At 45.4% G+C, this 21,928-nt stretch carries 15 protein-coding genes and 3 pseudogenes; 8 read left to right on the forward strand and 10 right to left on the reverse strand.

The annotated features are described in order from the left end of the window. The 5 genes from gspG to gspC are packed head-to-tail and all read right to left on the reverse strand — an operon-like array spanning nucleotide 1 to nucleotide 6,180. Nucleotides 1-441: a type II secretion system major pseudopilin GspG gene (gspG, locus tag BLO31_RS14835; RefSeq protein WP_070968254.1), complete on the reverse strand. Its 441-nt coding sequence runs from the start codon at nucleotides 439-441 to the stop codon at nucleotides 1-3. A gap of 60 nt (nucleotides 442-501) precedes the next feature. Beyond that, nucleotides 502-1,725 (reverse strand): type II secretion system inner membrane protein GspF, encoded by a 1,224-nt coding sequence (gspF, locus tag BLO31_RS14840; protein ID WP_070968258.1) that lies wholly within the window; start codon nucleotides 1,723-1,725, stop codon nucleotides 502-504. Continuing rightward, nucleotides 1,725-3,230 carry a type II secretion system ATPase GspE gene (gene gspE, locus BLO31_RS14845; RefSeq protein WP_175443227.1) on the reverse strand — a complete coding sequence of 502 codons (1,506 nt, stop codon included), beginning with the start codon at nucleotides 3,228-3,230 and terminating at the stop codon, nucleotides 1,725-1,727. The genes gspF and gspE overlap by 1 nt, the downstream gene beginning before the upstream one ends. Then, nucleotides 3,230-5,254, reverse strand: coding sequence for a type II secretion system secretin GspD (gene gspD, locus BLO31_RS14850; RefSeq protein WP_070968262.1), 2,025 nt, complete (start codon nucleotides 5,252-5,254; stop codon nucleotides 3,230-3,232). The genes gspE and gspD overlap by 1 nt, the downstream gene beginning before the upstream one ends. 41 nt (nucleotides 5,255-5,295) lie before the next feature. Continuing rightward, the gene (gspC, locus tag BLO31_RS14855; RefSeq protein WP_245688501.1) at nucleotides 5,296-6,180 is read right to left on the reverse strand and encodes a type II secretion system protein GspC; all 885 of its coding nucleotides are present in this window, start codon (nucleotides 6,178-6,180) and stop codon (nucleotides 5,296-5,298) included. 267 nt (nucleotides 6,181-6,447) lie between these two features. Here gspC and hslR point away from each other — a divergent pair, with 267 nt between their 5' ends. From hslR to BLO31_RS14875, 4 genes and pseudogenes are all read left to right on the forward strand, one after another. Then, nucleotides 6,448-6,834 (forward strand): ribosome-associated heat shock protein Hsp15, encoded by a 387-nt coding sequence (gene hslR, locus BLO31_RS14860; RefSeq protein WP_070968265.1) that lies wholly within the window; start codon nucleotides 6,448-6,450, stop codon nucleotides 6,832-6,834. A gap of 15 nt (nucleotides 6,835-6,849) precedes the next feature. Continuing rightward, entirely contained in the window at nucleotides 6,850-7,725 is an 876-nt protein-coding gene (gene hslO / locus BLO31_RS14865) for an Hsp33 family molecular chaperone HslO (protein ID WP_070968269.1), read from the forward strand. 338 nt (nucleotides 7,726-8,063) lie between these two features. Further along, nucleotides 8,064-9,691, forward strand: a pseudogene (pckA, locus tag BLO31_RS14870) (phosphoenolpyruvate carboxykinase (ATP)). A 119-nt stretch (nucleotides 9,692-9,810) separates the two neighbouring features. Further along, nucleotides 9,811-11,664 (forward strand): AsmA family protein, encoded by a 1,854-nt coding sequence (locus BLO31_RS14875; RefSeq protein ID WP_175443228.1) that lies wholly within the window; start codon nucleotides 9,811-9,813, stop codon nucleotides 11,662-11,664. Between the two features lie 13 nt (nucleotides 11,665-11,677). Here BLO31_RS14875 and BLO31_RS14880 read toward each other — a convergent pair. The 3 genes and pseudogenes from BLO31_RS14880 to BLO31_RS14890 form a co-directional block, all read right to left on the reverse strand. Further along, nucleotides 11,678-12,612: pseudogene (locus BLO31_RS14880) on the reverse strand (bifunctional GNAT family N-acetyltransferase/hotdog fold thioesterase). Between the two features lie 78 nt (nucleotides 12,613-12,690). Beyond that, the gene (gene dtd, locus BLO31_RS14885; protein ID WP_070968277.1) at nucleotides 12,691-13,125 is read right to left on the reverse strand and encodes a D-aminoacyl-tRNA deacylase; all 435 of its coding nucleotides are present in this window, start codon (nucleotides 13,123-13,125) and stop codon (nucleotides 12,691-12,693) included. Next, nucleotides 13,097-14,041 (reverse strand): virulence factor BrkB family protein, encoded by a 945-nt coding sequence (locus BLO31_RS14890; RefSeq protein ID WP_175443229.1) that lies wholly within the window; start codon nucleotides 14,039-14,041, stop codon nucleotides 13,097-13,099. The genes dtd and BLO31_RS14890 overlap by 29 nt, the downstream gene beginning before the upstream one ends. 35 nt (nucleotides 14,042-14,076) lie before the next feature. Here BLO31_RS14890 and BLO31_RS14895 point away from each other — a divergent pair, with 35 nt between their 5' ends. Next, nucleotides 14,077-14,712 carry a DUF2959 domain-containing protein gene (locus BLO31_RS14895; RefSeq protein ID WP_070968281.1) on the forward strand — a complete coding sequence of 212 codons (636 nt, stop codon included), beginning with the start codon at nucleotides 14,077-14,079 and terminating at the stop codon, nucleotides 14,710-14,712. A 47-nt stretch (nucleotides 14,713-14,759) separates the two neighbouring features. Here the strand turns inward: BLO31_RS14895 and BLO31_RS14900 are convergent, their stop codons facing one another. Further along, nucleotides 14,760-15,293: an AAA family ATPase gene (locus BLO31_RS14900; RefSeq protein ID WP_070968285.1), complete on the reverse strand. Its 534-nt coding sequence runs from the start codon at nucleotides 15,291-15,293 to the stop codon at nucleotides 14,760-14,762. A 57-nt stretch (nucleotides 15,294-15,350) separates the two neighbouring features. Then, nucleotides 15,351-17,179 (reverse strand): annotated as a pseudogene (gene typA / locus BLO31_RS14905) (translational GTPase TypA). 536 nt (nucleotides 17,180-17,715) lie between these two features. Between typA and glnA the strand changes: the two are divergent. From glnA to glnG, 3 genes are all read left to right on the forward strand, one after another. Further along, nucleotides 17,716-19,125, forward strand: coding sequence for a glutamate--ammonia ligase (gene glnA, locus BLO31_RS14910; RefSeq protein ID WP_070968288.1), 1,410 nt, complete (start codon nucleotides 17,716-17,718; stop codon nucleotides 19,123-19,125). A gap of 303 nt (nucleotides 19,126-19,428) precedes the next feature. Next, nucleotides 19,429-20,487: a nitrogen regulation protein NR(II) gene (glnL, locus tag BLO31_RS14915; protein ID WP_070968293.1), complete on the forward strand. Its 1,059-nt coding sequence runs from the start codon at nucleotides 19,429-19,431 to the stop codon at nucleotides 20,485-20,487. Nucleotides 20,488-20,511: 24 nt separating this feature from the next. Further along, nucleotides 20,512-21,915 carry a nitrogen regulation protein NR(I) gene (gene glnG / locus BLO31_RS14920; RefSeq protein WP_070968298.1) on the forward strand — a complete coding sequence of 468 codons (1,404 nt, stop codon included), beginning with the start codon at nucleotides 20,512-20,514 and terminating at the stop codon, nucleotides 21,913-21,915. Nucleotides 21,916-21,928 lie beyond the last annotated feature (13 nt).

The raw sequence follows: 21,928 nt of genomic DNA on the forward strand, positions 1-21,928 counted from the left end.
TTACTGAAAATCTTGTATGTTCCAGTTGCCGATATCGGCATTAACACCTTCACCGCCTTCTTGCCCATCAGCACCGAGCGTAAAGATATCAACAGAACCTTTATCACCAGGGCTCAAGAACTGATAGTCATTGCCCCATGGATCGGCGGGTAGACGTTTGATGTATCCCCCGTCGCGGTAATTGCGAGGCTCTGGATTTGACGGTTTCTCTACCAGCGCATCTAAGCCTTGATCAGTGGTTGGGTAGACACTGTTGTCCAACTTGTACATATCTAAAGCGTTCTCTAAAGCAACAATATCCGTTACCGCTTTTTGCTGATCGGCCTTTTCTTTATTCCCCAGAAGGTTGGGTACAACAAAACTGGCCAAAACACCCAAGATAACCACGACCACCATCACTTCGATTAAGGTAAACCCCGACTGTTTTCTTCTATTTTTCATGATATCTCCAACAAAACGTACCTATCGTCAAACAATAACGACAATAAAATCTGATTGAGCCTAGCGGCTTATTAGGTTGTTCATTTCTAAAATTGGCATCATAGTCGCCATCATAATAAAGAGCACAAACAGCGCCATCAGTGCAATAAGCAAAGGTGGGAAAATACTCAGTGAAATGTTCACCGTTGACTCAAAAGCAGTGTCTTGGTTGTCTGCAGCACGGGTCAACATGCCTTCCAATTCTCCACTCTGTTCTCCACTCGCAATCATATGAAGCATCATAGGAGGAAAAAGCTTAGTATTTTCCAGCGCTTTTCGCAGGCTACTACCTTCTCTTACCGCTTCGATAGCTTCGTTCAACTGCTGTTTCACATATCGATTTGAGATGACGTCTGTTGCAACTTTCATCCCATCCAGAATGGGGATCGCACTTGATGTACAGATAGAAAGTGTTCTAGCAAATCGAGAAGTATTTAACCCTCTGGCAATTTTGCCCAATGCGGGAAGAGAGATAATCCTCCTATCCCAGCTCATTCGCACCGACGGCAAACTCAGTAACCATTTTGCCAAGTAACCCAGCGCGATCGCTAAAACAGCTAAATAAAGTCCCCAATTCTGGAGGAACTTACTGGAAGAAAGCAAAATCTGTGTAGACTGTGGCAATTCCTGCCCCATCTGCACAAACTGTTCAACAATAGGCGGAACAACTCGAGCCAGAAGAACAATGATGATACCAATCGCTACGACCACCAATACAGCAGGGTACGCCATCGCTTGAATCAACTTGGAACGCATCTTTTGTCGCTTCTCAACGTAATCGGCTAAGCGCTCTAATACGCCATCTAGATGCCCAGATTTTTCTCCAGCGGCCACCATTGAGCAGAACAAATCATCAAACACTTGAGGGAAATCGGCTAAACTGTCGGAAAACGTATACCCCTCGACGACCTTGGCTCTTACAGCCAATACCATAGAGCGAATTCTCGGCTTTTCCGACTGCTCTGACACCGCCTTTAAACACTCTTCTAAAGGCATACCAGATTGAACCAATGTCGATAATTGACGAGTGATCAAAGCAAGGTCGTAAGTACTAATCCCACGCTGGAAACTTCTACTTGGTTTAGCTTGAGTCTGACTTCTTTTCTCGGCACTGGGCGTCACTTCAACGGGGATTAACCCCTGCTCTTTCAAACGACTGCGAACCTGTCTCGCGTTATCACCTTCTATCGAGCCTTTAACCGACTTACCTTTGTTGTTGAGAGCTTTGTAATCAAATGCAGCCATCAGCTTTCCTTGGTCGCCCTCATCACTTCTTCTAGGGAAGTAATGCCTTGTTTCACTTTATCTAAGCCATCACTACGAATACTAGGCGTACTCTCGCGAATCGCTTTTTCAATCGCCTGCTCGCCAGCCTCGTTGTGGATCATCTCCTGTATTTCATCGTTGACGATCAGCAGTTCATGGATACCAGTACGCCCCTTATAGCCTTTGTAGTTACAACTTTCACAACCTTGAGCTTTATAAAGAGTTAATGACGCTTTTTTCTTCACGCCGAGTAACTTTTTCACACTGTTATCTGCTTCGTAAGGTTGCTTGCAATCTGGACAAAGTTTGCGAACCAGACGTTGCGACAGTACGCCTAACAGTGATGAAGAGATAAGGAAGGGCTCTATACCCATATCGCGCAAACGGGTGATTGCACCAGCCGCAGTATTAGTGTGAAGGGTAGATAACACTAAGTGACCAGTAAGAGAAGCTTGCACCGCTATCTGAGCGGTTTCGAGATCTCGAATTTCACCCACCATCACTACATCGGGATCTTGACGAAGGATGGCCCTCAACCCGCGTGCAAATGTCATATCGACTTTGGGGTTTACTTGGGTTTGACCAATGCCATCAATATCAAACTCAATCGGATCTTCTACGGTAAGTATGTTGCGCTCATTGCTGTTTAGCTCTTGAAGACCCGCATACAAAGTGGTGGATTTACCAGAGCCCGTTGGACCTGTAACCAAAATAATCCCATGAGGCCTTTGAATCATCTTTCTAAAGTTGTCATGGTTTTCTTGGGTCATCCCCAAACTTTGAAGATCTAAGCGCGTGGCGTTTTTATCTAGCAAACGCATCACCACCCTTTCTCCGTGAGAGGAAGGCATGGTGGAAACACGAACATCAACCGCACGGCCCCCGATACGCAGTGAAATACGACCATCTTGCGGAACGCGTTTCTCGGCAATATCCAACTTGGCCATCACTTTGACACGGGATACCAGCAACGGCGCCAGTTTGCGACTTGGCGACAGTACATCTCGTAGCACTCCATCGATTCGAAATCGGATCGCCAGTGCTTTTTCAAAGGTTTCGATGTGAATATCCGACGCTTCTTCTTTGATCGCTTCGCCAAGCATGGCATTAATCAACTTAATGATTGGCGCGTCATCTTCTGCTTCTAATAGATCTTCGTCTTGTGGTAAATCTTCTGCTAAAGCAAAGAAATCATCACTATCGGCACCAATATCTTCCATCAATTGGCGAGCTTCAGAAGAGTCTCTCTGATAAGCCTTAGTCAACTGAACCTCAAACTCTTGTTGAGAAACACTTTTTAGCGAGAAGTCCGTGCGAAGAACGCGCTTCACTTCCAATAGCGAAGTGACATCGATAGGAGGAACGTATAGAAGAACAGCTTCACTAGCGTCTGGATCTAAAACGTATCGAAAGCGCTTGGCAAAGCTAAAAGGCAATCGAGCCACCATAACCTCTGATGCTTCCACGGACTCTATGCTACTCATTAGTTTACTTCCATCTGCTCAATAAAGGCTTGGATCTCTGCAGGATGACCAATCTCTTGTCCGAATTCTGGTAACACCGGAACCTTGCTGTCATCCATCAACTTCAACCCTTGATCCGCTTTATACAGTTGCTCGGCGCGAATAAAGTTGTATTTGCGTTGAGTAATCCCATCCGCCGTCACGCCATCGCGAATAATGGTTGGCTTGATAAACACCATAAGATTCTTTTTCTCAACCTGAGTACTGGTCGACTTGAACAGATGACCGAGCACCGGAATATCACCGAGAAGGGGAACCTTAGATTCACTTTCAAGGGCGCGTTCATCAATCAAGCCACCTAATACTATCATCTGTCCGTCTTCAACAATCACCGAGGTATTGAGCTGACGTTTTGCAAAGCGAACGTCTACAGCGCCTTGAGCACCCAGTACATTGGATACTTCTTGCTCGATATTGAGTTGAACAGAGTTGCCTTCATTGATTTGAGGAACCACTTTGAGCTTGATACCCACTTCTTTTCGATCAACGGTTTGGAAAGGGTTGCTATTGTTAGAGCCCGCGGTAGAACCAGTAAGAACAGGCACTTCTTCACCCACGATGAACGACGCTTCTCCATTATCCATAACCGTGATGCTTGGCGAAGAGAGGATATTTGAGTTGGAGTCCGAAGAAACAGCACTAATCAATGCCGTCCAGTCACCCATGACAACACTTAACGCAGCACCGTTTACACCCGCTAGTGCAGACGCTAAAGTGCTAAAGTCGCCTTTAGTCGTGGTGGTTTCATTGCGCAAGAAATTTCCATCTGAATCATAAACGGCTTTAGTCTGGGTGGAGTCTTTCGCTTCTTCAAGACCAACCATGACACTACCAATTGGCGCGCCCGCATTGCCGTATTGAATTACAGCGCCTGAATCTAGCGACCCCCACTGAACACCAAGGTTGATACCATCACCTTCGGCCATTTCAACAATCAGCGCTTCGATAAGAACTTGTGCTCGGCGAATATCCAGCTGGGCGATAACGTCAGTCAATGCTGACATAACATCTGCTGGTGCAGTGATCACCAATGCATTCGTATCTGCGTGTGCCGATATCATCACTTCAGCGCGAGAGGATGGCGAAGCAGACTTTTGACCACCCGCTTTTTCTGCTTGAAGGTTATCCGACACCCCTTTTAATACGTCAACAAGCTCTTCTGCTTTAGCGTACTTTAGATACACCACTCGGTTATTGCCTTTTGTTGCCATTTCAACATCTAGCTGAGTGATCAATTTTCTCAAGCGCTTGCGAACCTGTGGGTCGCCAGAAATAAGAATTGAGTTAGTGCGATCATCTGCCACGAGTTTTGGCTGAAGAAAGGCCGGAGTATTTTGGTTTTCTGGTGTTTTGCTCAAGGCTTCAACAATGCGCACCATTTCTGCTGCGGACGCATTCTTTAACTCCACAACTTCAATGTCTTTGTCACCCGCTTGATCGACACGCTTAATGATATCGGCCAATCGATTTACTACCGCTGCACGGCCAGTGATAAGAATAATATTGGCTGGGTCGTAATGTACGACATTACCAGCGCCCGCATTGTCATTCAGTTGGCGTAGTAAAGGAGAAAGCTCGCGGACGGAGACATTTCGAACAGCGACAACACGAGTAACGACGGCATCGCCTTTACCGCTATCATCACCTACAACTGGAATGGCAGAGGTTTTTGCGTCTTTAGCACTGATAACTTTGACAACATTGTTATCCATTTCAATAACGGCATAGCCATACACTTCCAGAACATTCAAAAAGAAACTGTAATACTGTTCCTCTGTAAGCATATCGTAACTGCGCACGTCGATTTTACCGCGAACCGCTGGATCGACAATGATGGTCTTCTCTAAGTTTCGGCCAACAATATTAATAAACTCTTGAATATCCGTGCCCTTAAAACTTGCACTGTATTCATTCGCTACTACTGTCGGTGCTGACATTAGACTTCCAACTAATAGCCAAACACTCTTTTTCAGCCAATGGTTCACTTAACAATCTCCTTCACAAGCTTAACTTTTCAAGCTTGATTCTAAAATTCAATGTATATGTCATAAGGTTGACCATCGCGCTCAACCGTTAAGTTTATCTCAGTCATATCCGAGACCGTTTTGAATACTTGATTCATCGCCGCTGGGTCACTTAAAGCGAGCCCATTGATATGAGTCGCTATGTCCCCTTCCTTTAACCCTACTGAGCGGAAAAGCTCTGCTTCTCTACCCGCACTCAATCTGTAGCCAAGCACTTGATTGTCTCTCTTAACCTGAGACATACGCACATACTGGAACAGCTGCTGTGGGTTACTAGAAAGCTCTGACTTAATTTTTGCGAGCTGGGCACTATTATCAGGTTGTTCATTCCGAACCGGTTTAGGACGTGAACCAGAGGTAGAAGCTATTGAACGGTACTCGTCACCATTTAGCATAACCGTTTCATCGCGTCCCTGATTGTCGATAATCACTCGGTCCGAAAGCACTATTTTTACTTTCGCTCTCGTCCCTTCAATTATTTCTCCAACGCCATAAGTCACTTGCTTATTTTGCCTTGCAATAACGGCCAGACTTTTTTCTGCGTTACTACTTTGAACAACCCCCACCAAAATAACATTCAGTCGACTCTTTGGTGCATCTTTGACTTCTTGTTTAACGGGCGCAGGCTCAGCATCTTTTTGATAACGTCCAAAAAGATGGCTGTCTTGTATGGCTTTAGTGTCAACGCTTTCACTAGCCGTTGCGACAGCCTTGCCACTCTCGGCTGGCGACCAAGTTGGCACGGAGTAAGAAGGGTTAACTGCCCAAAAAACCTTTCCTAAGATCCATACCGTTAGTAGAAGTAAAATTATCGTGCACACTCTACTCAAACGCTTTGGTTCTATTTTTAAAATAGTTAATTGCATAAAGTGATTAACCGAACCCACCAACTTTCCTTAATATGATATTCAGTATAACGATTTCACCATCTCATTATTGGTAAAAATATTAATACTTTCCACGAGATAGAGTTCTATATATTAGATATAACCCCACTGCGGCTGACTATACCACATCCACTTATAAGAGCTGTAGAGCAAATGTTTTTTTTGATCTAGCTTGAAATACATAATACTAATCTCCACCTTTAATCTCATCGAAACGCCCCATATAGAAACTATTTAGAAGTTAACAACTAGAGGTTAACAAGGATTATGAGCTCCAACAGCGAAGCAGTCAGGCTTGATAAATGGCTTTGGGCTGCCCGTTTCTACAAAACTCGTTCTATCGCTCGCAATATGATCGACGGCGGTAAAGTTCACTACAACGGACAGCGAAGTAAACCAAGTAAAATAGTTGAACTTGGTGCTACCATTACTTTACGACAAGGTCACGAAGAAAAAACCGTCATTGTGGAAAAAATTTCTGACCAAAGGCGTGGTGCTCCAGAAGCACAATCTTTATACTCCGAGACCGTTCAAAGTGTAGCTAAAAGAGAAGAAAACGCTTTAAAGCGTAAACTTCACGCACACAACCCTAGCCCTGATCGCCGTCCAGATAAAAAGCAGCGTCGGGACATTATTAAATTCAAACATCAATAAGCTGGAGTATTTCTCATGGCAAGCAATGTGTTAAATCGCTATCTGTTCGAGGATCTTTCCGTTCGTGGCGAGTTGGTACAGATGGACGAAGCGTACCAACAAATTATTTCCAGCAAGGAATACCCTGTAGCTCTACAAAAGCTGTTGGGTGAGCTACTCGTCTCCACCACACTTTTGACAGCAACACTCAAATTTGAAGGCTCTATTACCATTCAAATTCAAGGCGATGGTCCAGTATCACTCGCCGTGATCAATGGTGACCATGACCAAAAAGTTCGCGGTGTCGCGCGCTGGGAAGGTGATATTGCTGACGATGCCGGACTTCACGACATGATGGGCAAGGGCCATTTGGTGATCACTATCGATCCTAAAAAAGGTGAGCGTTACCAAGGTGTGGTCGGTTTAGATGGCGAAAACCTTACGCAAGTTATCGAAAACTACTTCGCTAATTCTGAGCAACTTAAAACCAGATTGTGGATCCGAACAGGTGAACACGAAGGGCAAGCTCATGCTGCCGGTATGCTAATCCAAGTCATGCCGGATGGTACTGGCACACCAGAGGACTTTGAGCATCTAGAGCAACTGACAGATACCATTAAGAACGAAGAGTTGTTTACACTTAAAGCCCAAGACCTGCTCTACCGCCTATACAATCAGGAAAAAGTTCGTCTATTCGAACCTCAACCAGTGGAATTCCACTGCGGTTGCTCTAGGGAGCGAAGTGCTGGTGCCATCGTTACCGTCGACCGTGCTGAAATTAATGACATTTTGAGCGAGGTCGGCACAATTTCTTTACATTGTGATTACTGCGGAACAACCTATTCATTTGATGAATCTCAGGTTGCAGAGCTGTTTAATGACAACAGTTCTGACAATAAAACCCTGCATTAATTCGTAGCGTTTACCAAGCTTAATCAAACTGACAAAAGCCGACATAAAGTCGGCTTTTTTTGTGATCAAAACCCAGTTAAAACAAGGCCCGAAACCCACCGTACGCTATACTTAATTTCTTAGAAGTATTAATTCTTTGGGGCTAGCGCAAACCTTTGCGTACGCGATAATATACTCACTAACCAATATGTGATGGGTCACCTAAAAACCACAGTGAAATCATGGACAAATTTTGAGCTATATCTCTGTTTTCTCCCTGACCCGTTGCTAGCATGGTGAGCAGAAAAATAAAAAAATTCTTACAAAATCCCTACAAAATATTCCGATAAGGAGCACCTATGACCGTTATGGAACATAAAAAGGCTGCAACAATAGATCTAACAAAGCACGGACTACACAACGTGACTGAGGTTATTCGCAACCCTAGTTATGAAATATTGTTCGAGGAGGAAACCCGAGCTGATCTAGAAGGCTACGAGAAAGGCGTAGTCACGGAACTTGGCGCTGTTGCCGTTGACACTGGAATCTTTACTGGCCGCTCACCAAAAGATAAATATATCGTTAAAGACGCCACAACACAGGAGAATATGTGGTGGACAAGTGATGCTGTTAAAAATGATAACAAGCCGATTAACAAAGAAGTATGGGACGATTTAAAAGAGCTAGTTACCTCGCAGTTGTCGGGCAAGCGTCTTTTTGTCATCGATGGTTACTGTGGTACTAACCCAGACACTCGCTTGTGCATCCGCATCATCACCGAAGTCGCTTGGCAGGCGCATTTTGTGAAAAACATGTTCATTCGTCCAACAGAAGAAGAGTTGGCAACTTTTGAACCTGATTTTGTGGTCATGAACGGGGCGAAGTGCACCAACCAGAAATGGGAAGAACACGGCTTAAACTCAGAGAACTTCACCGTGTTCAACCTATCTGAAAAAATGCAGTTGATCGGTGGCACATGGTACGGCGGCGAAATGAAGAAAGGGATGTTCGCAATGATGAACTACTTCCTTCCTCTGCGCGACATCGCTTCGATGCACTGTAGTGCCAATATGGGTGAAGAAGGCGATGTTGCCATCTTCTTTGGACTCTCTGGCACTGGTAAAACAACACTATCTACCGATCCCAAACGCGCACTAATTGGCGATGACGAACACGGCTGGGACGACGATGGCGTCTTTAACTACGAAGGTGGCTGTTATGCCAAGACCATCAAACTCTCTAAAGAAGCCGAGCCCGATATCTACAACGCCATTCGCCGAGACGCCCTGTTGGAGAATGTCACCGTTCGCACCGATGGCTCCATAGACTTTGATGATGGTTCGAAGACCGAAAATACTCGCGTCTCATACCCGCTTTATCACATCGATAATATTGTCAAGCCAGTGTCTAAGGGCGGACATGCAGAGAAGGTGATCTTCCTTTCTGCCGATGCCTTCGGCGTATTACCTCCGGTGGCTAAACTGACTCCAGAGCAAACTAAGTACACTTCCTGTCCGGTTTTACCGCTAAACTAGCTGGTACAGAGCGCGGGATTACTGAGCCAACACCGACGTTCTCAGCTTGTTTTGGCGCAGCGTTCTTAACCCTTCACCCGACCAAATATGCAGAGGTGCTGGTCAAGCGTATGGAAGCGGCAGGAGCAGAGGCATACTTAGTTAATACTGGCTGGAACGGCAGTGGTAAACGTATCTCGATTCAAGATACTCGTGGGATTATTGATGCCATTCTCGATGGTTCAATTGAGAAAGCGACAACTACACAAGTCCCTATCTTTAACCTAGAGGTACCAACGTCACTACCAGGGGTAGACCCAAGCATCTTGGATCCAAGAGATACTTATGTCGATCCACTTCAGTGGGAAAGTAAAGCGAAAGACCTAGCTCAACGCTTTATTAATAACTTCGACAAATACACCGACAACGAAGAAGGCAAAGCGCTTGTCGCCGCCGGACCTCAAGTCGATTAAGTGACTCCACCTGTAATTCCGAGTCTAAGCCCCTTTTCGAAGGGGCTTTGTTATTGATAACAGGAAGAAAATGTTCCACTCTAAGTACACACTTTGTCTTGGCTTGGGATGACAACAACGTGAAACGCGCGATTACCATTAGCCTACTATCGGTTTTGCTTACTCTAACCGCACTGGTTGCCGCTCTCTATTCGGCTTTGCAAACCAAATACGCCACTTCGATTGTTAACTACGCCTTGCCCTTTTGGAGTGCAGCACCGGACTCTGTAGAGGCAGTACGTTATATCCCACCGCTCCAATTCGAGTTGTCTGGCGTTCACTACAAAGACCACGATATTTACCTACCTCATGTACAGATTTGGTTTAACTCATCCCCTTGGCAACATGGGCAATGGGTATTAGATTCACTGTTAATAAAAGAAGCCAATATCACTTCGCCGTCGACTCTCCCTACTTTACTATTCAAGTCCAAGCTCAAGCTCCACCAGCTCGCCTTTCAGCATTCAGACTTTAGTGGCGATACTTGGTCACTTAGGGGGGTCAATGCTCAAGTTAAGCAACCGAACTGGAACGATGAATCTCAAATCATCCCATTTGGAGAAGTACAGTTTTCTGCATCTCAGTTATATGTCCTAGATGAAGCCTACGATAATCTTTTGATCGACTTGGACTACAAACCCGAAAACAGTACTGCCTATGGCATTTCTTTTGATTGGAACAATACCAGTATCTCTGGGCAATCAGAGCAATTTGAACAAGGGTGGTCATTAGTTAATGTCACCATTAAGGATCTGACACTGCGCAAGGATACGATATCGTCGATCAACCGAGCATTGTCTGCTCTCCCCTTTAAGGTTCATCATATAAATAGCTTAGATTTAATCGCTAGCAATATTGATATTGACGGGTTTAAAGCGGAAAACTTAGCTTTGTCCACGGAGAATTTCTCTTTGTCTAACCCCTTGTGGGAACAAGAGGGCTACCTCTCTTTTGACGCGGATATGTTAAATTTCAAAGGCTTTCAGTTTATCGACATTTCTGCTCAAGCCAATTTCCATTCCGGCACCATTTCTATCAGCGAGCTCAATAGTGAGTTTTCGCAAGGTTCTCTCAACTTTACGGGCGTTATTTCACCTACCAGTTTTCAAGCTAAGCAGTTTTCTTTATCTGGGGTTAAATGGCTAGATCAAACCCAACAAAAAGTCTCTCAATTAGTAGACTGGATTAAACCTCTAGAGACACTCACTATAGAGAACTTAGATATAAACAACGCTCAGTTTATTCAATTGCAACAGCAGCCCTACTGGCAACTCAGTGGACTAAATATAGAAGGTAAACAACTCACTCTGATAGACCGCAGTCAGCCTTACTTATGGCAAGGTTCGGTGTCATTATCCGCCAATAGTGCTAGCTGGGGAGATATTCTCTCTTCTCAGCCGATCATAAAAGCCTATTCCGATAGAGGTGCTGCGCACTTAGAACGCCTATTTATTCCTTTTGAAGACGGGTACTTTGAGCTAACTGGTGCTTGGGACAAGTCCAAACTCAGCCAACCTTGGTCACTAGAGATGCACGGTGCAAGTATTCCACTCCAACCTATAACGCAGAAGTTAGAACATCCCTTTTCTCTGCTGGGCAATGGTGACATCGAGGGGCAGTTAAGAGGTCTGGCAGGAGATAAAGTGATTTTTACTCATACTTTGAGTGGAGACATTGATCTAGCCCTACTCGACTCAGGGATCCTTTTCCATGAGGAGGAGCCTTTGGTATTACAAGATCAACATTTGAGCTTAAATGCAGATAGAGGACGAATTCGTGTGCAAGATAACCACGGTTCTAACAACATAGCCAGCCAAGTTGATCTAGTTCACCCGCAAGGCGCCACGGTTATCCTCAAAACTGAACAAGCGTGTGGCACGGTGCTTATTGATCTGATATCGGGGTCCACAACAAAACAAGGCACCTGTCACTAGGTGCCTTTACTGCTTATGCTGAGCTCTCTTCATCGCTACCTATAACGGCGCGATAATCTGGCATCAACATATAGGTGCCAATAAACTCGACCGCTGGCAGATCACCGCTATAGATGGTCACGTGAATAACGATGCGGGCTTTTCTTCCCGCAGCTAATCTATCTAAGTCACCACTGATGCCATCAAGTGATGTAGAAGCCACTGGACTTTGTTCCACCGGGTGACGATAACGTATCTGACTGTCGGCTAAAACAATATCCCCTTGAAGACCTCGCTCTTTCAGCAGCAACCATGTCATACCCCAACCAGTTAAGGTCGCCAAGGTAAATGCCGAGCCAGCAAACATGGTATTGTGAGGATTAAGATTTGGGTTCAACTGTGCGCTACACTCGAACTGATAGCCCGTGTACTGATTGATTTTTATCCCCATTTTATCGCTGATTGGAATTTGGTGTTCCCAACGCTCTTGTAACTCCCCACACCATTCTGGCTTGCGAAGTACATTAGCCATAGGATCAAGTGGTTTCACCATCTGTTGATGTCGCACTGGACCGCGTTCGTCTGTTAAAGCACCTCGACGCTCAAAGCCATTCTTTTCGTAAAACGAAATGGCGTCTTCACGGGCATTACACACCAAGCGCTTAGCGCCTTCTTGCCTTGCCAAGGACTCCAACGCCACCAGCACAAGTGAACCCATACCTTTACTACGACGGTTTCCTTTTACCGCCATATAACGAATCTGCCCTTCACTATCTGGAGTAATATACAAACGCCCAATAGAGATAGGCCTTCCACGGCCATCAACGATCATTCGATGGTGGCTCATAGGGTCGTATTCGTCGCGTTCTGATCCAATCGCATACGCCATGGTTCACGAAGCATCTGCCATCGAAAGTGGTAATATTTGTTGAGCTGGTTGTCCGTTTTGGGAGTGATCAGTTTAAACATAAACTCTTATTCAGCCTCAGTTTTCTATCCTTGAAAGCCTAGCTGCTTTCCTTGTGAAAGTTGCATTCTTTAACTTAATTATACTTGAAGCCAGAAAGTTACTGGTCCGTCATTGACCAAAGATACTTTCATATCGGCGGCAAAGCGCCCTCGCTCAGTAGGCAGAATCTGCTCACATTGATCGGAAAAATAATCATACAGTCGCTCTGCATCCGAGGGATGCGCACCACGCGAAAATCCGGCTCGTGTTCCTTTTTTAGTATCGGCGGGTAAAGTGAACTGAGACACGACAAGCACCTTTCCATCCACCTGTTTCACGTTCAGGTTCATTTTACCATCGTCATCTTCAAACACTCGATAGGTTGTTACTCGCTCCATAAGGCGTTTCGCTTTAGCCTCATCATCGTCTTTCTCGACCCCCAGTAACACGAGCAGGCCTTTGTCGATCTCTCCGACGACTTCACCATCTACGCGTACCGCAGCTTCACTCACTCTCTGTATCAGTGCTATCACTCGTTTTACATCCTTTACCGCTATTCCTATCTTCTGGTTGTGAGTGTAACACGTCTTGCGATCTACTCCATTGCTCTCGTTCGCCCAGTGCCGCCGTCATTTCAGCACCCACTAATACGATCAACCAACACAAATACACCCAAACAAATAAGATCGGAATCGCAGCCAGAGCGCCGTAAATTAACTGATAAGAAGGGAAATGAGTGATGTAGGCTGCGAATGCTTTCTTGCTCAGTTCAAAGAGTAAAGCTGCAACTAACGCTCCAACAGCAGCATGTTTAAGTTGTACCTTTTTGTTGGGAACTAAGATGTACAGCCCAACAAAAGCGAGATAGGAAAGAATAAAGGGGAGCATGCTAACAAACAGGCTAAATGCGCTTGAGAGGGCCTCACTCTCCATCAATTTTAATGACGTTATATAAGATGTTGCAGCGATGCTTGTCCCTACTAATATAGGACCAAGCGTTAATACCATCCAATACATTGAGAATGAAAACACGGCTCTTCGCTTCTGTTGAACTCGCCAAATATAGTTTAAGTTTTTATCGATATTGGAGATCAGCATAAGGGCCGCAACAAAGAGAAAAGCACCGCCAACCGCCGTCATCTTCCCTGTATTGGAAACAAATTCCGTTAAAGCATCTTTTACCGCGTCACCCGCCGCCGGAACAAAGTGGGTAATAACAAAATCTTGAATAATGTCCCCAGCATTGGCGAACACAGAAAAGGAAGAAAGAACCGACAATAACACCGTCAACATTGGAACGATGGAAAGTAAGGTAATGTAGGCTAAATAGCCAGCGTTAACGTTAACTCTGTCATGGCGCATACGCGTGAGTAAATACCGTCCAAACAAGAGCATTAATTTTGATTGGTTCTCCAGTTTCAACTTGTATCTCCCTATGATGTCGTTCATCCTAACCCCATCATTCTAAAGGAAAGGACGCCACTATGCGCTATTTGCTGATATTAATGTTTTCTGTTGTGACCTTAACCGGATGTCAGTCGACCTATTATTCGGCGATGGAAACCGTGGGTTACCACAAAAGAGACATCATGGTAGATAGGGTTGAAGACGCCAAAACTTCTCAACAAGAAGCGCAACAAGAGTTTACTAGTGCACTTGCCGCACTATCAGCCCTTTCTGGCTATGATGGCGGTGAACTGGAAGTGATGTATGAAGCCATCAGCGAGCGTTATGAAGACAGTGAAGAGGCTGCCCAAGAAGTCAGCGACCGAATTTCGGCCATAGAAGATGTTTCTGAAGCCCTATTCGAAGAGTGGCGACAAGAGTTAGAACTTTACACTAGTGATAAGCTTCGCCGCTCCAGTGAGCAGAAGCTAAAAGCAACCCAGTCTTCCTATCAAAGCATGCTCACCGCTATGAAGCGCGCAGAAAAGAAAATGACACCGGTGCTCAATACACTGCGTGATAACACGCTTTATTTGAAACACAACTTAAATGCCAATGCTATTGGCTCGATACAGGGTGAAGTGGCTAACCTAGAACGCGACATTCAATTTGCTATTGAGCAAATGAACGACGCGATCGAAGAATCAGAGCGCTTTCTCGCTCAATTAAAGTAAGTAGATAAGCGGTCAATTTGCGATCTAAACCTCGACTGATTACAGGCTTACTCAGGTAGTAAGCCTGTCACTTGTCGAACAAACGCCACTCTTTCCACCACACTTCCCCAAGGTACATTTACGATTTCATAACCAAGCTCAGCGTAGGTAGAGACTATCTTCTCATGGATTCTTAACGCTTCTTCAAACGGGTATGGGCGCACATCGTCTTGTACATATATGCAAGCCTCAGGTCTGCATACAAACACCTTACTATGGTACCCAGCCGCGCCCTTTAGGATCTCATCTTCGACAGGTAACTCCGCTAACCTCAAGTAAGCCACAATATCGCCGATAGCCCTATCCATAAAAACAGGGGCACATTGGACGGCCTGATGCTTTTGAGTCGCCATATAATCCATACACAAGCGCGCAAAATTTGGTAGGTCATCCCATGGCAATATGCCACCTTCAATTTGGCTTTGCTGTTCAATGAGCAACCGAGAAGCTTCTTCAAAGGTAGACATACCCAAATCGGATAGTGCATTGATTAGGGTGGTTTTCCCCGCGCCGGGACCACCAGTAATAATGATAGGTTTCACAATAACTCCAAATACAAAAAGGGCGAGATTAAATCCCGCCCTTTTCAATCAATCTAACTACTTGCTTTCGCGTGAAGCTCGCTTACGGTCACTTTCCGTCAGGAACTTTTTGCGAATTCGGATGCTTTCCGGCGTTACTTCTACTAGTTCATCATCATCAATGAACTCTAGCGCCTGCTCTAGCGTCATAATAATAGGTGGCGTTAGGATTTGAGCATCATCTGTACCAGATGCACGAACGTTGGTTAGCTGTTTGCCTTTGAGCGGGTTAACCGTTAGGTCATTGTCACGGCTGTGAATACCGATAACCATACCTTCGTAAACTTCAACACCGTGGCCGATAAATAGACGACCGCGCTCTTGTAGGTTAAACAGAGCGTTAGTCAGTGCTTTACCCGCACCGTTAGAAATCAATACACCGTTGATACGCTGACCGATTTCGCCGCCTTTGTGAGGGCCGTAGTGGTCAAAGGTATGATAAAGAAGACCAGAACCAGAAGTCAGAGTCATAAACTCAGTTTGGAATCCGATAAGACCACGAGAAGGCATTTCAAAGTCCATACGAACTCGACCTTTACCATCTGGGGCCATGTCTTTCAGTTCACCTTTACGAAGACCAATGTTCTCCATAATGCCGCCCTGATGCTCTTCCATCACGTCAATCGTTACCGTTTCAAACGGTTCCATTAGCTGGCCGTTTTCTTCTTTGATAATAACTTCTGGGCGAGATACCGCTAATTCGAAGCCTTCACGACGCATGTTCTCGATCAGAATAGATAGGTGAAGCTCACCACGGCCTGATACGCGGAATTTATCTGGATCGTCCGTTTGTTCAACGCGCAGCGCAACGTTGTGAACCAGTTCTTTCTCTAAACGCTCAAGGATATTACGAGACGTAACATACTTACCTTCTTTACCAGCAAACGGAGAAGTGTTTACTTGGAAAGTCATAGTAACGGTTGGCTCGTCAACCGACAGCGGAGGTAAAGCCTCTACTGCATTTTGGTCACAAATGGTGTCAGAGATTTTTAGCTCACCGAGACCCGTGATTGCAATGATATCACCCGCTGTTGCTTGAGTGGTTTCGTGACGCTCAAGACCAAGATAGCCAAGAACCGTACCCACCTTGCCGTTACGCGTTTTTCCGTCAGCGCCGATAACCGTCACTTGCTGGTTTGGTTTAACGGTACCGCGAGTTACGCGGCCAACACCGATAACCCCTACGTAAGAGCTGTAGTCAAGCTGCGAGATTTGCATCTGTAGTGGACCATCAAGGTCAACTTCAGGCGCTGCCACTTCTTCTACGATAGTTTGGAAAAGTGGCTCCATGTCTTCGCCAGTTTCGCCTTCTTCTAGCGAAGCCCAACCGTTTAACGCTGAAGCGTAAACCACTTGGAAATCTAACTGTTCATCTGTCGCACCAAGGTTGTCGAATAGATCGAATACCTGATCCATTACCCAATCAGGGCGAGCACCCGGACGGTCAATCTTGTTGATAACGACAATAGCTTTAAGCCATGTGCGAAAGCTTTTTGAGTAACAAAGCGAGTCTGTGGCATTGGACCATCAACCGCATCGACGATTAGAAGTACACAGTCAACCATGGACATGATTCGCTCAACTTCGCCGCCGAAGTCCGCGTGCCCTGGAGTATCTACGATATTGATACGGTAGTCGTTCCAGTTAATGGCAGTGTTCTTAGCAAGGATGGTAATGCCACGCTCTTTCTCGATGTCGTTCGAGTCCATGACTCGTTCTTCGACTTCACCACGAGACTGAAGGGTACCAGACTGCTGCAGCAGTTTGTCTACCAATGTGGTTTTACCGTGGTCAACGTGCGCGATGATCGCGATGTTTCTCAATTTATCAATCTGTGGTGTTGTCATGGAAATGAATTCACTCAATATAAGAAGCAAGTCAGGCTCTATTGCTCAAAACTCGCTTACGTGATTAAAAAAACGGCCATAATGTACCAGATTCTGGCAAAAAACCCAGAAATATGTGATCTCGATAGCCAAGTAATCTCACTATAAACGCTCTATAAGAGATGAGTAACGGACACAAGACCGATTTATCAAAGCTTGGGCAGGAAAACACAAAAAAACAAATACAGCTGAAGTTCTGCAGTAAAAGATTGACAAGACCACAAACCTAAGGCGGAATAACCAAGACAATATGTTTCATCTTGGTGCAAACCAAACAAATGCACCAAAATAGTGCTTTGTGGTGATCATTTTAGTGCACACTAGCTATCAAAACATCACCAAAAGCAACTAATATGTTGTTTATAAAGGAATTTATTTTTTGGCACGGTTCTAGCTATAAACATTTCAGCATCGATTAATCAGAATGAAACAGTCTTAATCAATGCTAGATTTAATGACTAGCTATACCGCTTTAATAACACTGGAGGTTATCCAAGATGTCAGTAGAAAACGTTCTATCGCTGATCCAAGAAAACGAAGTTAAGTTTGTAGACCTGCGTTTTACCGATACAAAAGGTAAAGAGCAGCACATCTCTATCCCAGCTCACCAAGTTGACGCAGACTTCTTTGAAGAAGGTAAAATGTTCGACGGTTCTTCTGTAGCTGGCTGGAAAGGCATTGACGAATCAGACATGGTAATGATGCCGGACGTATCTTCTGCTGTTCTAGACCCATTCACAGAAGAAGCAACGCTAAACGTTCGTTGTGACATCCTTGAGCCTGCAACTCTACAAGGCTACGACCGTGACCCACGCTCTATCGCTAAGCGCGCAGAAGACTTCATGCGTTCTACTGGTCTAGCAGACACTGTTCTCATCGGTCCTGAGCCAGAGTTTTTCCTATTTGACGACGTTAAGTTCGCAACAGATATGTCTGGTTCTTTCTTCAAGATCGACGATGTAGAAGCGGCATGGAACACTGGTTCTGACTACGAGGAAGGTAACAAAGGTCACCGTCCTGGCGTTAAAGGTGGTTACTTCCCAGTAGCACCCGTTGACTCTTCTCAAGACATCCGTAGTGCAATGTGTCTTGTAATGGAAGAAATGGGCCTAGTAGTTGAAGCTCACCACCACGAAGTTGCAACGGCTGGTCAGAACGAGATCGCTACTCGTTTTAACACGCTAACAACTAAAGCGGATGAGATTCAGATCTACAAGTACGTTGTACACAACGTTGCTCATGCATTCGGTAAAACTGCAACCTTCATGCCTAAGCCTCTAGTAGGTGACAACGGTAGTGGTATGCACGTTCACCAATCTCTAGTGAAAGACGGTGTTAACCTATTCGCTGGCGACAAGTACGGCGGCCTTTCTGAAATGGCACTGTACTACATCGGTGGTATCATCAAGCACGCTCGTGCAATCAACGCATTTGCTAACCCATCAACTAACTCTTACAAGCGTCTAGTTCCTGGTTTTGAAGCTCCTGTAATGCTAGCTTACTCAGCGCGTAACCGTAGTGCTTCTATCCGTATCCCAGTGGTACCAAGTCCTAAAGCACGTCGTATCGAAGTGCGTTTCGGTGACCCAGCGGCGAACCCATACCTGTGCTTTGCTTCTATGCTTATGGCTGGTCTTGACGGTATCAAAAACAAGATCCACCCAGGCGAAGCAATGGATAAAGACTTGTACGACCTACCTGCTGAAGAAGCAGCTGAAATCCCAACAGTGGCTTACTCACTAAAAGACGCTCTAGATTCTCTAGATGCTGACCGTGAGTTCCTAACTGCTGGCGGCGTATTCTCTGATGATTTCATCGATTCTTACATCGGTCTTAAGTCTGAAGACGTAGAGCGCGTTAACATGACGACTCACCCACTTGAATTCGAACTTTACTACTCTGTATAAGATTGAATTGAGAAAGTTTGAAAAGCCCGCTATTGCGGGCTTTTTTTTGCAATTAATCTCATAATAATCAGATAGATGAGCCAACACTTAAACTTAGAAAACCCTCGATTCTCGGCAAGTAAATTGCATGAGTACTTGGCTGTGATGCTTCGAAGAATCTCGACTTCGATTTCGTGATTGAAATAGCCAATTTCACTCTCTTTAACGCAATTGTTCTTTCGATTTAGGTTGCGTTAAGTCATACTGAAACGTGAATGCACCAAAATAGTGCACTCCATATTAGACTCAAGGAAGACAACTAGCGTGAGTGACGAACTAAATAGCATCATCTTAAATCATCAAGTAACCACGTTACTGATCATGAATGAATCTCTGCAGGTGAAATACGCAAACCCAGCAGCGGAACAACTATTTGGACAAAGCGCTAAACGCATCGTCGACCAGCCTCTTTCTCATCTTATTCAACACGCTTCAATGGATTTGGCGTTGTTATCCCAACCACTACAAAGCGGCCAGAGTATTACCGACAGCGATGTCACCTTTGTAGTAGACGGAAAACCACTGATGTTAGAAGTAACGGTTAGCCCTATTTCTTGGAAAAGAGAACTGATGCTCTTAGTCGAGATGAGAAAGATTGGCCAGCAGCGCCGTTTGTCACAAGAGCTCAATCAACACGCTCAGCAACAAGCCGCCAAACTGTTAGTTCGAGGTCTAGCTCACGAGATAAAGAATCCGCTTGGCGGTTTAAGAGGGGCCGCTCAATTGCTAGAGCGCATGTTGCCTGACGCCAGTTTAAAAGAGTACACCCAAATCATCATTGAACAAGCGGATCGACTGCGCTCACTCGTAGACCGACTGCTTGGCCCTCAAAAGCCCGGAGAGAAAAGGGCAGAAAACCTGCACCTAATATTGGAGAAAGTGCGCCAACTCGTCGAACTAGAGTGTGGTCACTCTATCGATATCGAACGCGACTACGACCCGAGTTTGCCCGAGTTCTTAATGGATTCAGACCAAATAGAGCAAGCTTTACTCAATATCATCAGCAATGCAGGACAGATCCTTCAATCACAAGAAAACGGAAAAATAACAGTACGCACCAGAACGGTGCACCAAACAAATATACACGGGCAACGCTGTAAATTGGCGGCTCGCATCGAAGTCGTAGACAACGGACCGGGCATCCCATCTGAACTGCAGGACACTCTGTTTTACCCCATGGTCAGCGGCAGAGAAGGTGGAACAGGTCTCGGCTTATCAATCGCCCAAAACCTCATCGATCAACACCGAGGTAAAATCGATGTCGATAGCTGGCCGGGGAAAACAACATTCACAATATACCTCCCCATCGACACTGGATTATAAGCAATGCTGAAAGGAATTTAGGTTATGAGTAAAGGATATGTTTGGGTGGTCGACGACGATAGCTCAATACGCTGGGTAATTGAAAAAACGCTATCCGCAGCCAATATAAAATGTGAAACCTTTGCCGATGCAGAGAGCGTTTTACTCGCATTGGAAAGAGAATCTCCTGACGTACTCGTCTCTGATATTCGCATGCCGGGAATGGACGGCATCGAACTACTAAGCCAAGTGCACACTCGAAGTCCTGATCTCCCCGTTATCATAATGACGGCCCACTCCGATCTAGATGCCGCCGTCAACGCATACCAGCAAGGTGCTTTTGAATATTTGCCCAAACCCTTTGACGTCGATGAAACCTTAACCTTAGTCGAACGGGCGATTACTCATAGTCAAGAGCAAAAGAAAGCACAAGCAGCCGATCAAGCGGATACCTCTACCGCACCAGAAATCATTGGTGAAGCGCCTTCAATGCAAGAAGTCTTTAGAGCAATAGGCCGATTATCTCGTTCTTCTATATCAGTATTAATCAACGGCGAATCTGGAACGGGTAAAGAGTTAGTCGCTCATGCGCTACACCGACACAGCCCCAGAGCGAGAAAGCCATTTATCGCCTTAAATATGGCTGCTATCCCTAAAGATCTCATTGAGTCAGAACTGTTTGGCCATGAAAAGGGCGCATTTACTGGCGCAAACAGTGTTCGCCAAGGCCGTTTTGAGCAAGCCAATGGCGGCACACTCTTTCTCGATGAAATTGGTGATATGCCATTGGACATTCAAACCCGCTTGTTAAGAGTGCTCGCAGATGGCCAGTTTTATCGCGTTGGTGGACACTCACCTATTCAAGTGGATGTAAGAATCGTTGCCGCCACCCACCAAAACTTAGAAAAGCTGGTCCATTCGGGAGATTTTCGTGAAGATTTGTTCCACCGTCTCAACGTAATTCGCATACAGATCCCACCTCTAAGGGAACGTCGACAAGACATAGAAAAACTGACTTTGCACTTTTTGTCATTGGCAGCCGAAGAGCTCGCGGTGGACGTCAAAACACTTCATCCTTCAACAACCGAGTTGTTATCGAAGCTAGAGTGGCCTGGCAACGTTCGACAACTAGAGAACATATGTCGATGGTTAACAGTCATGGCAAGTGGTAGTGAAGTCCTACCAAACGACTTGCCACCAGAACTATTAGAAGTGAAATCGGACTATTCCAATAAAGAAGGGGCAAACTGGCAGCAACAACTTGCGGGTTGGGCGAAAGCCTCCTTGGCTAACGGAGACTCTGATCTTCTAACCTATGCTCTGCCCGAATTCGAACGCATCCTGCTTGAAGTCGCCTTAGAGCACACTAATGGTCACAAGCAAGAAGCAGCAAAAGTTCTCGGTTGGGGTAGAAATACATTAACCCGTAAACTCAAAGAGTTATACTGATCCACTCTGAATA

This window comes from Vibrio sonorensis, assembly GCF_001854765.1.
In the GTDB taxonomy this organism is placed as follows: domain Bacteria; phylum Pseudomonadota; class Gammaproteobacteria; order Enterobacterales; family Vibrionaceae; genus Vibrio; species Vibrio sonorensis.

Bases quoted from the DNA above. Each gene is read 5' to 3' on its own strand.
- glnG (WP_070968298.1), top strand. From the start codon at position 20,512: ATGAGTAAAGGATATGTTTGGGTGGTCGACGACGATAGCTCAATACGC.
- hslO (WP_070968269.1), top strand. From the start codon at position 6,850: ATGGCAAGCAATGTGTTAAATCGCTATCTGTTCGAGGATCTTTCCGTT.
- gspF (WP_070968258.1), bottom strand. From the start codon at position 1,725: ATGGCTGCATTTGATTACAAAGCTCTCAACAACAAAGGTAAGTCGGTT.
- glnA (WP_070968288.1), top strand. From the start codon at position 17,716: ATGTCAGTAGAAAACGTTCTATCGCTGATCCAAGAAAACGAAGTTAAG.
- BLO31_RS14890 (WP_175443229.1), bottom strand. From the start codon at position 14,041: ATGAACGACATCATAGGGAGATACAAGTTGAAACTGGAGAACCAATCA.
- hslR (WP_070968265.1), top strand. From the start codon at position 6,448: ATGAGCTCCAACAGCGAAGCAGTCAGGCTTGATAAATGGCTTTGGGCT.
- BLO31_RS14895 (WP_070968281.1), top strand. From the start codon at position 14,077: ATGCGCTATTTGCTGATATTAATGTTTTCTGTTGTGACCTTAACCGGA.
- gspG (WP_070968254.1), bottom strand. From the start codon at position 441: ATGAAAAATAGAAGAAAACAGTCGGGGTTTACCTTAATCGAAGTGATG.
- gspE (WP_175443227.1), bottom strand. From the start codon at position 3,230: ATGAGTAGCATAGAGTCCGTGGAAGCATCAGAGGTTATGGTGGCTCGA.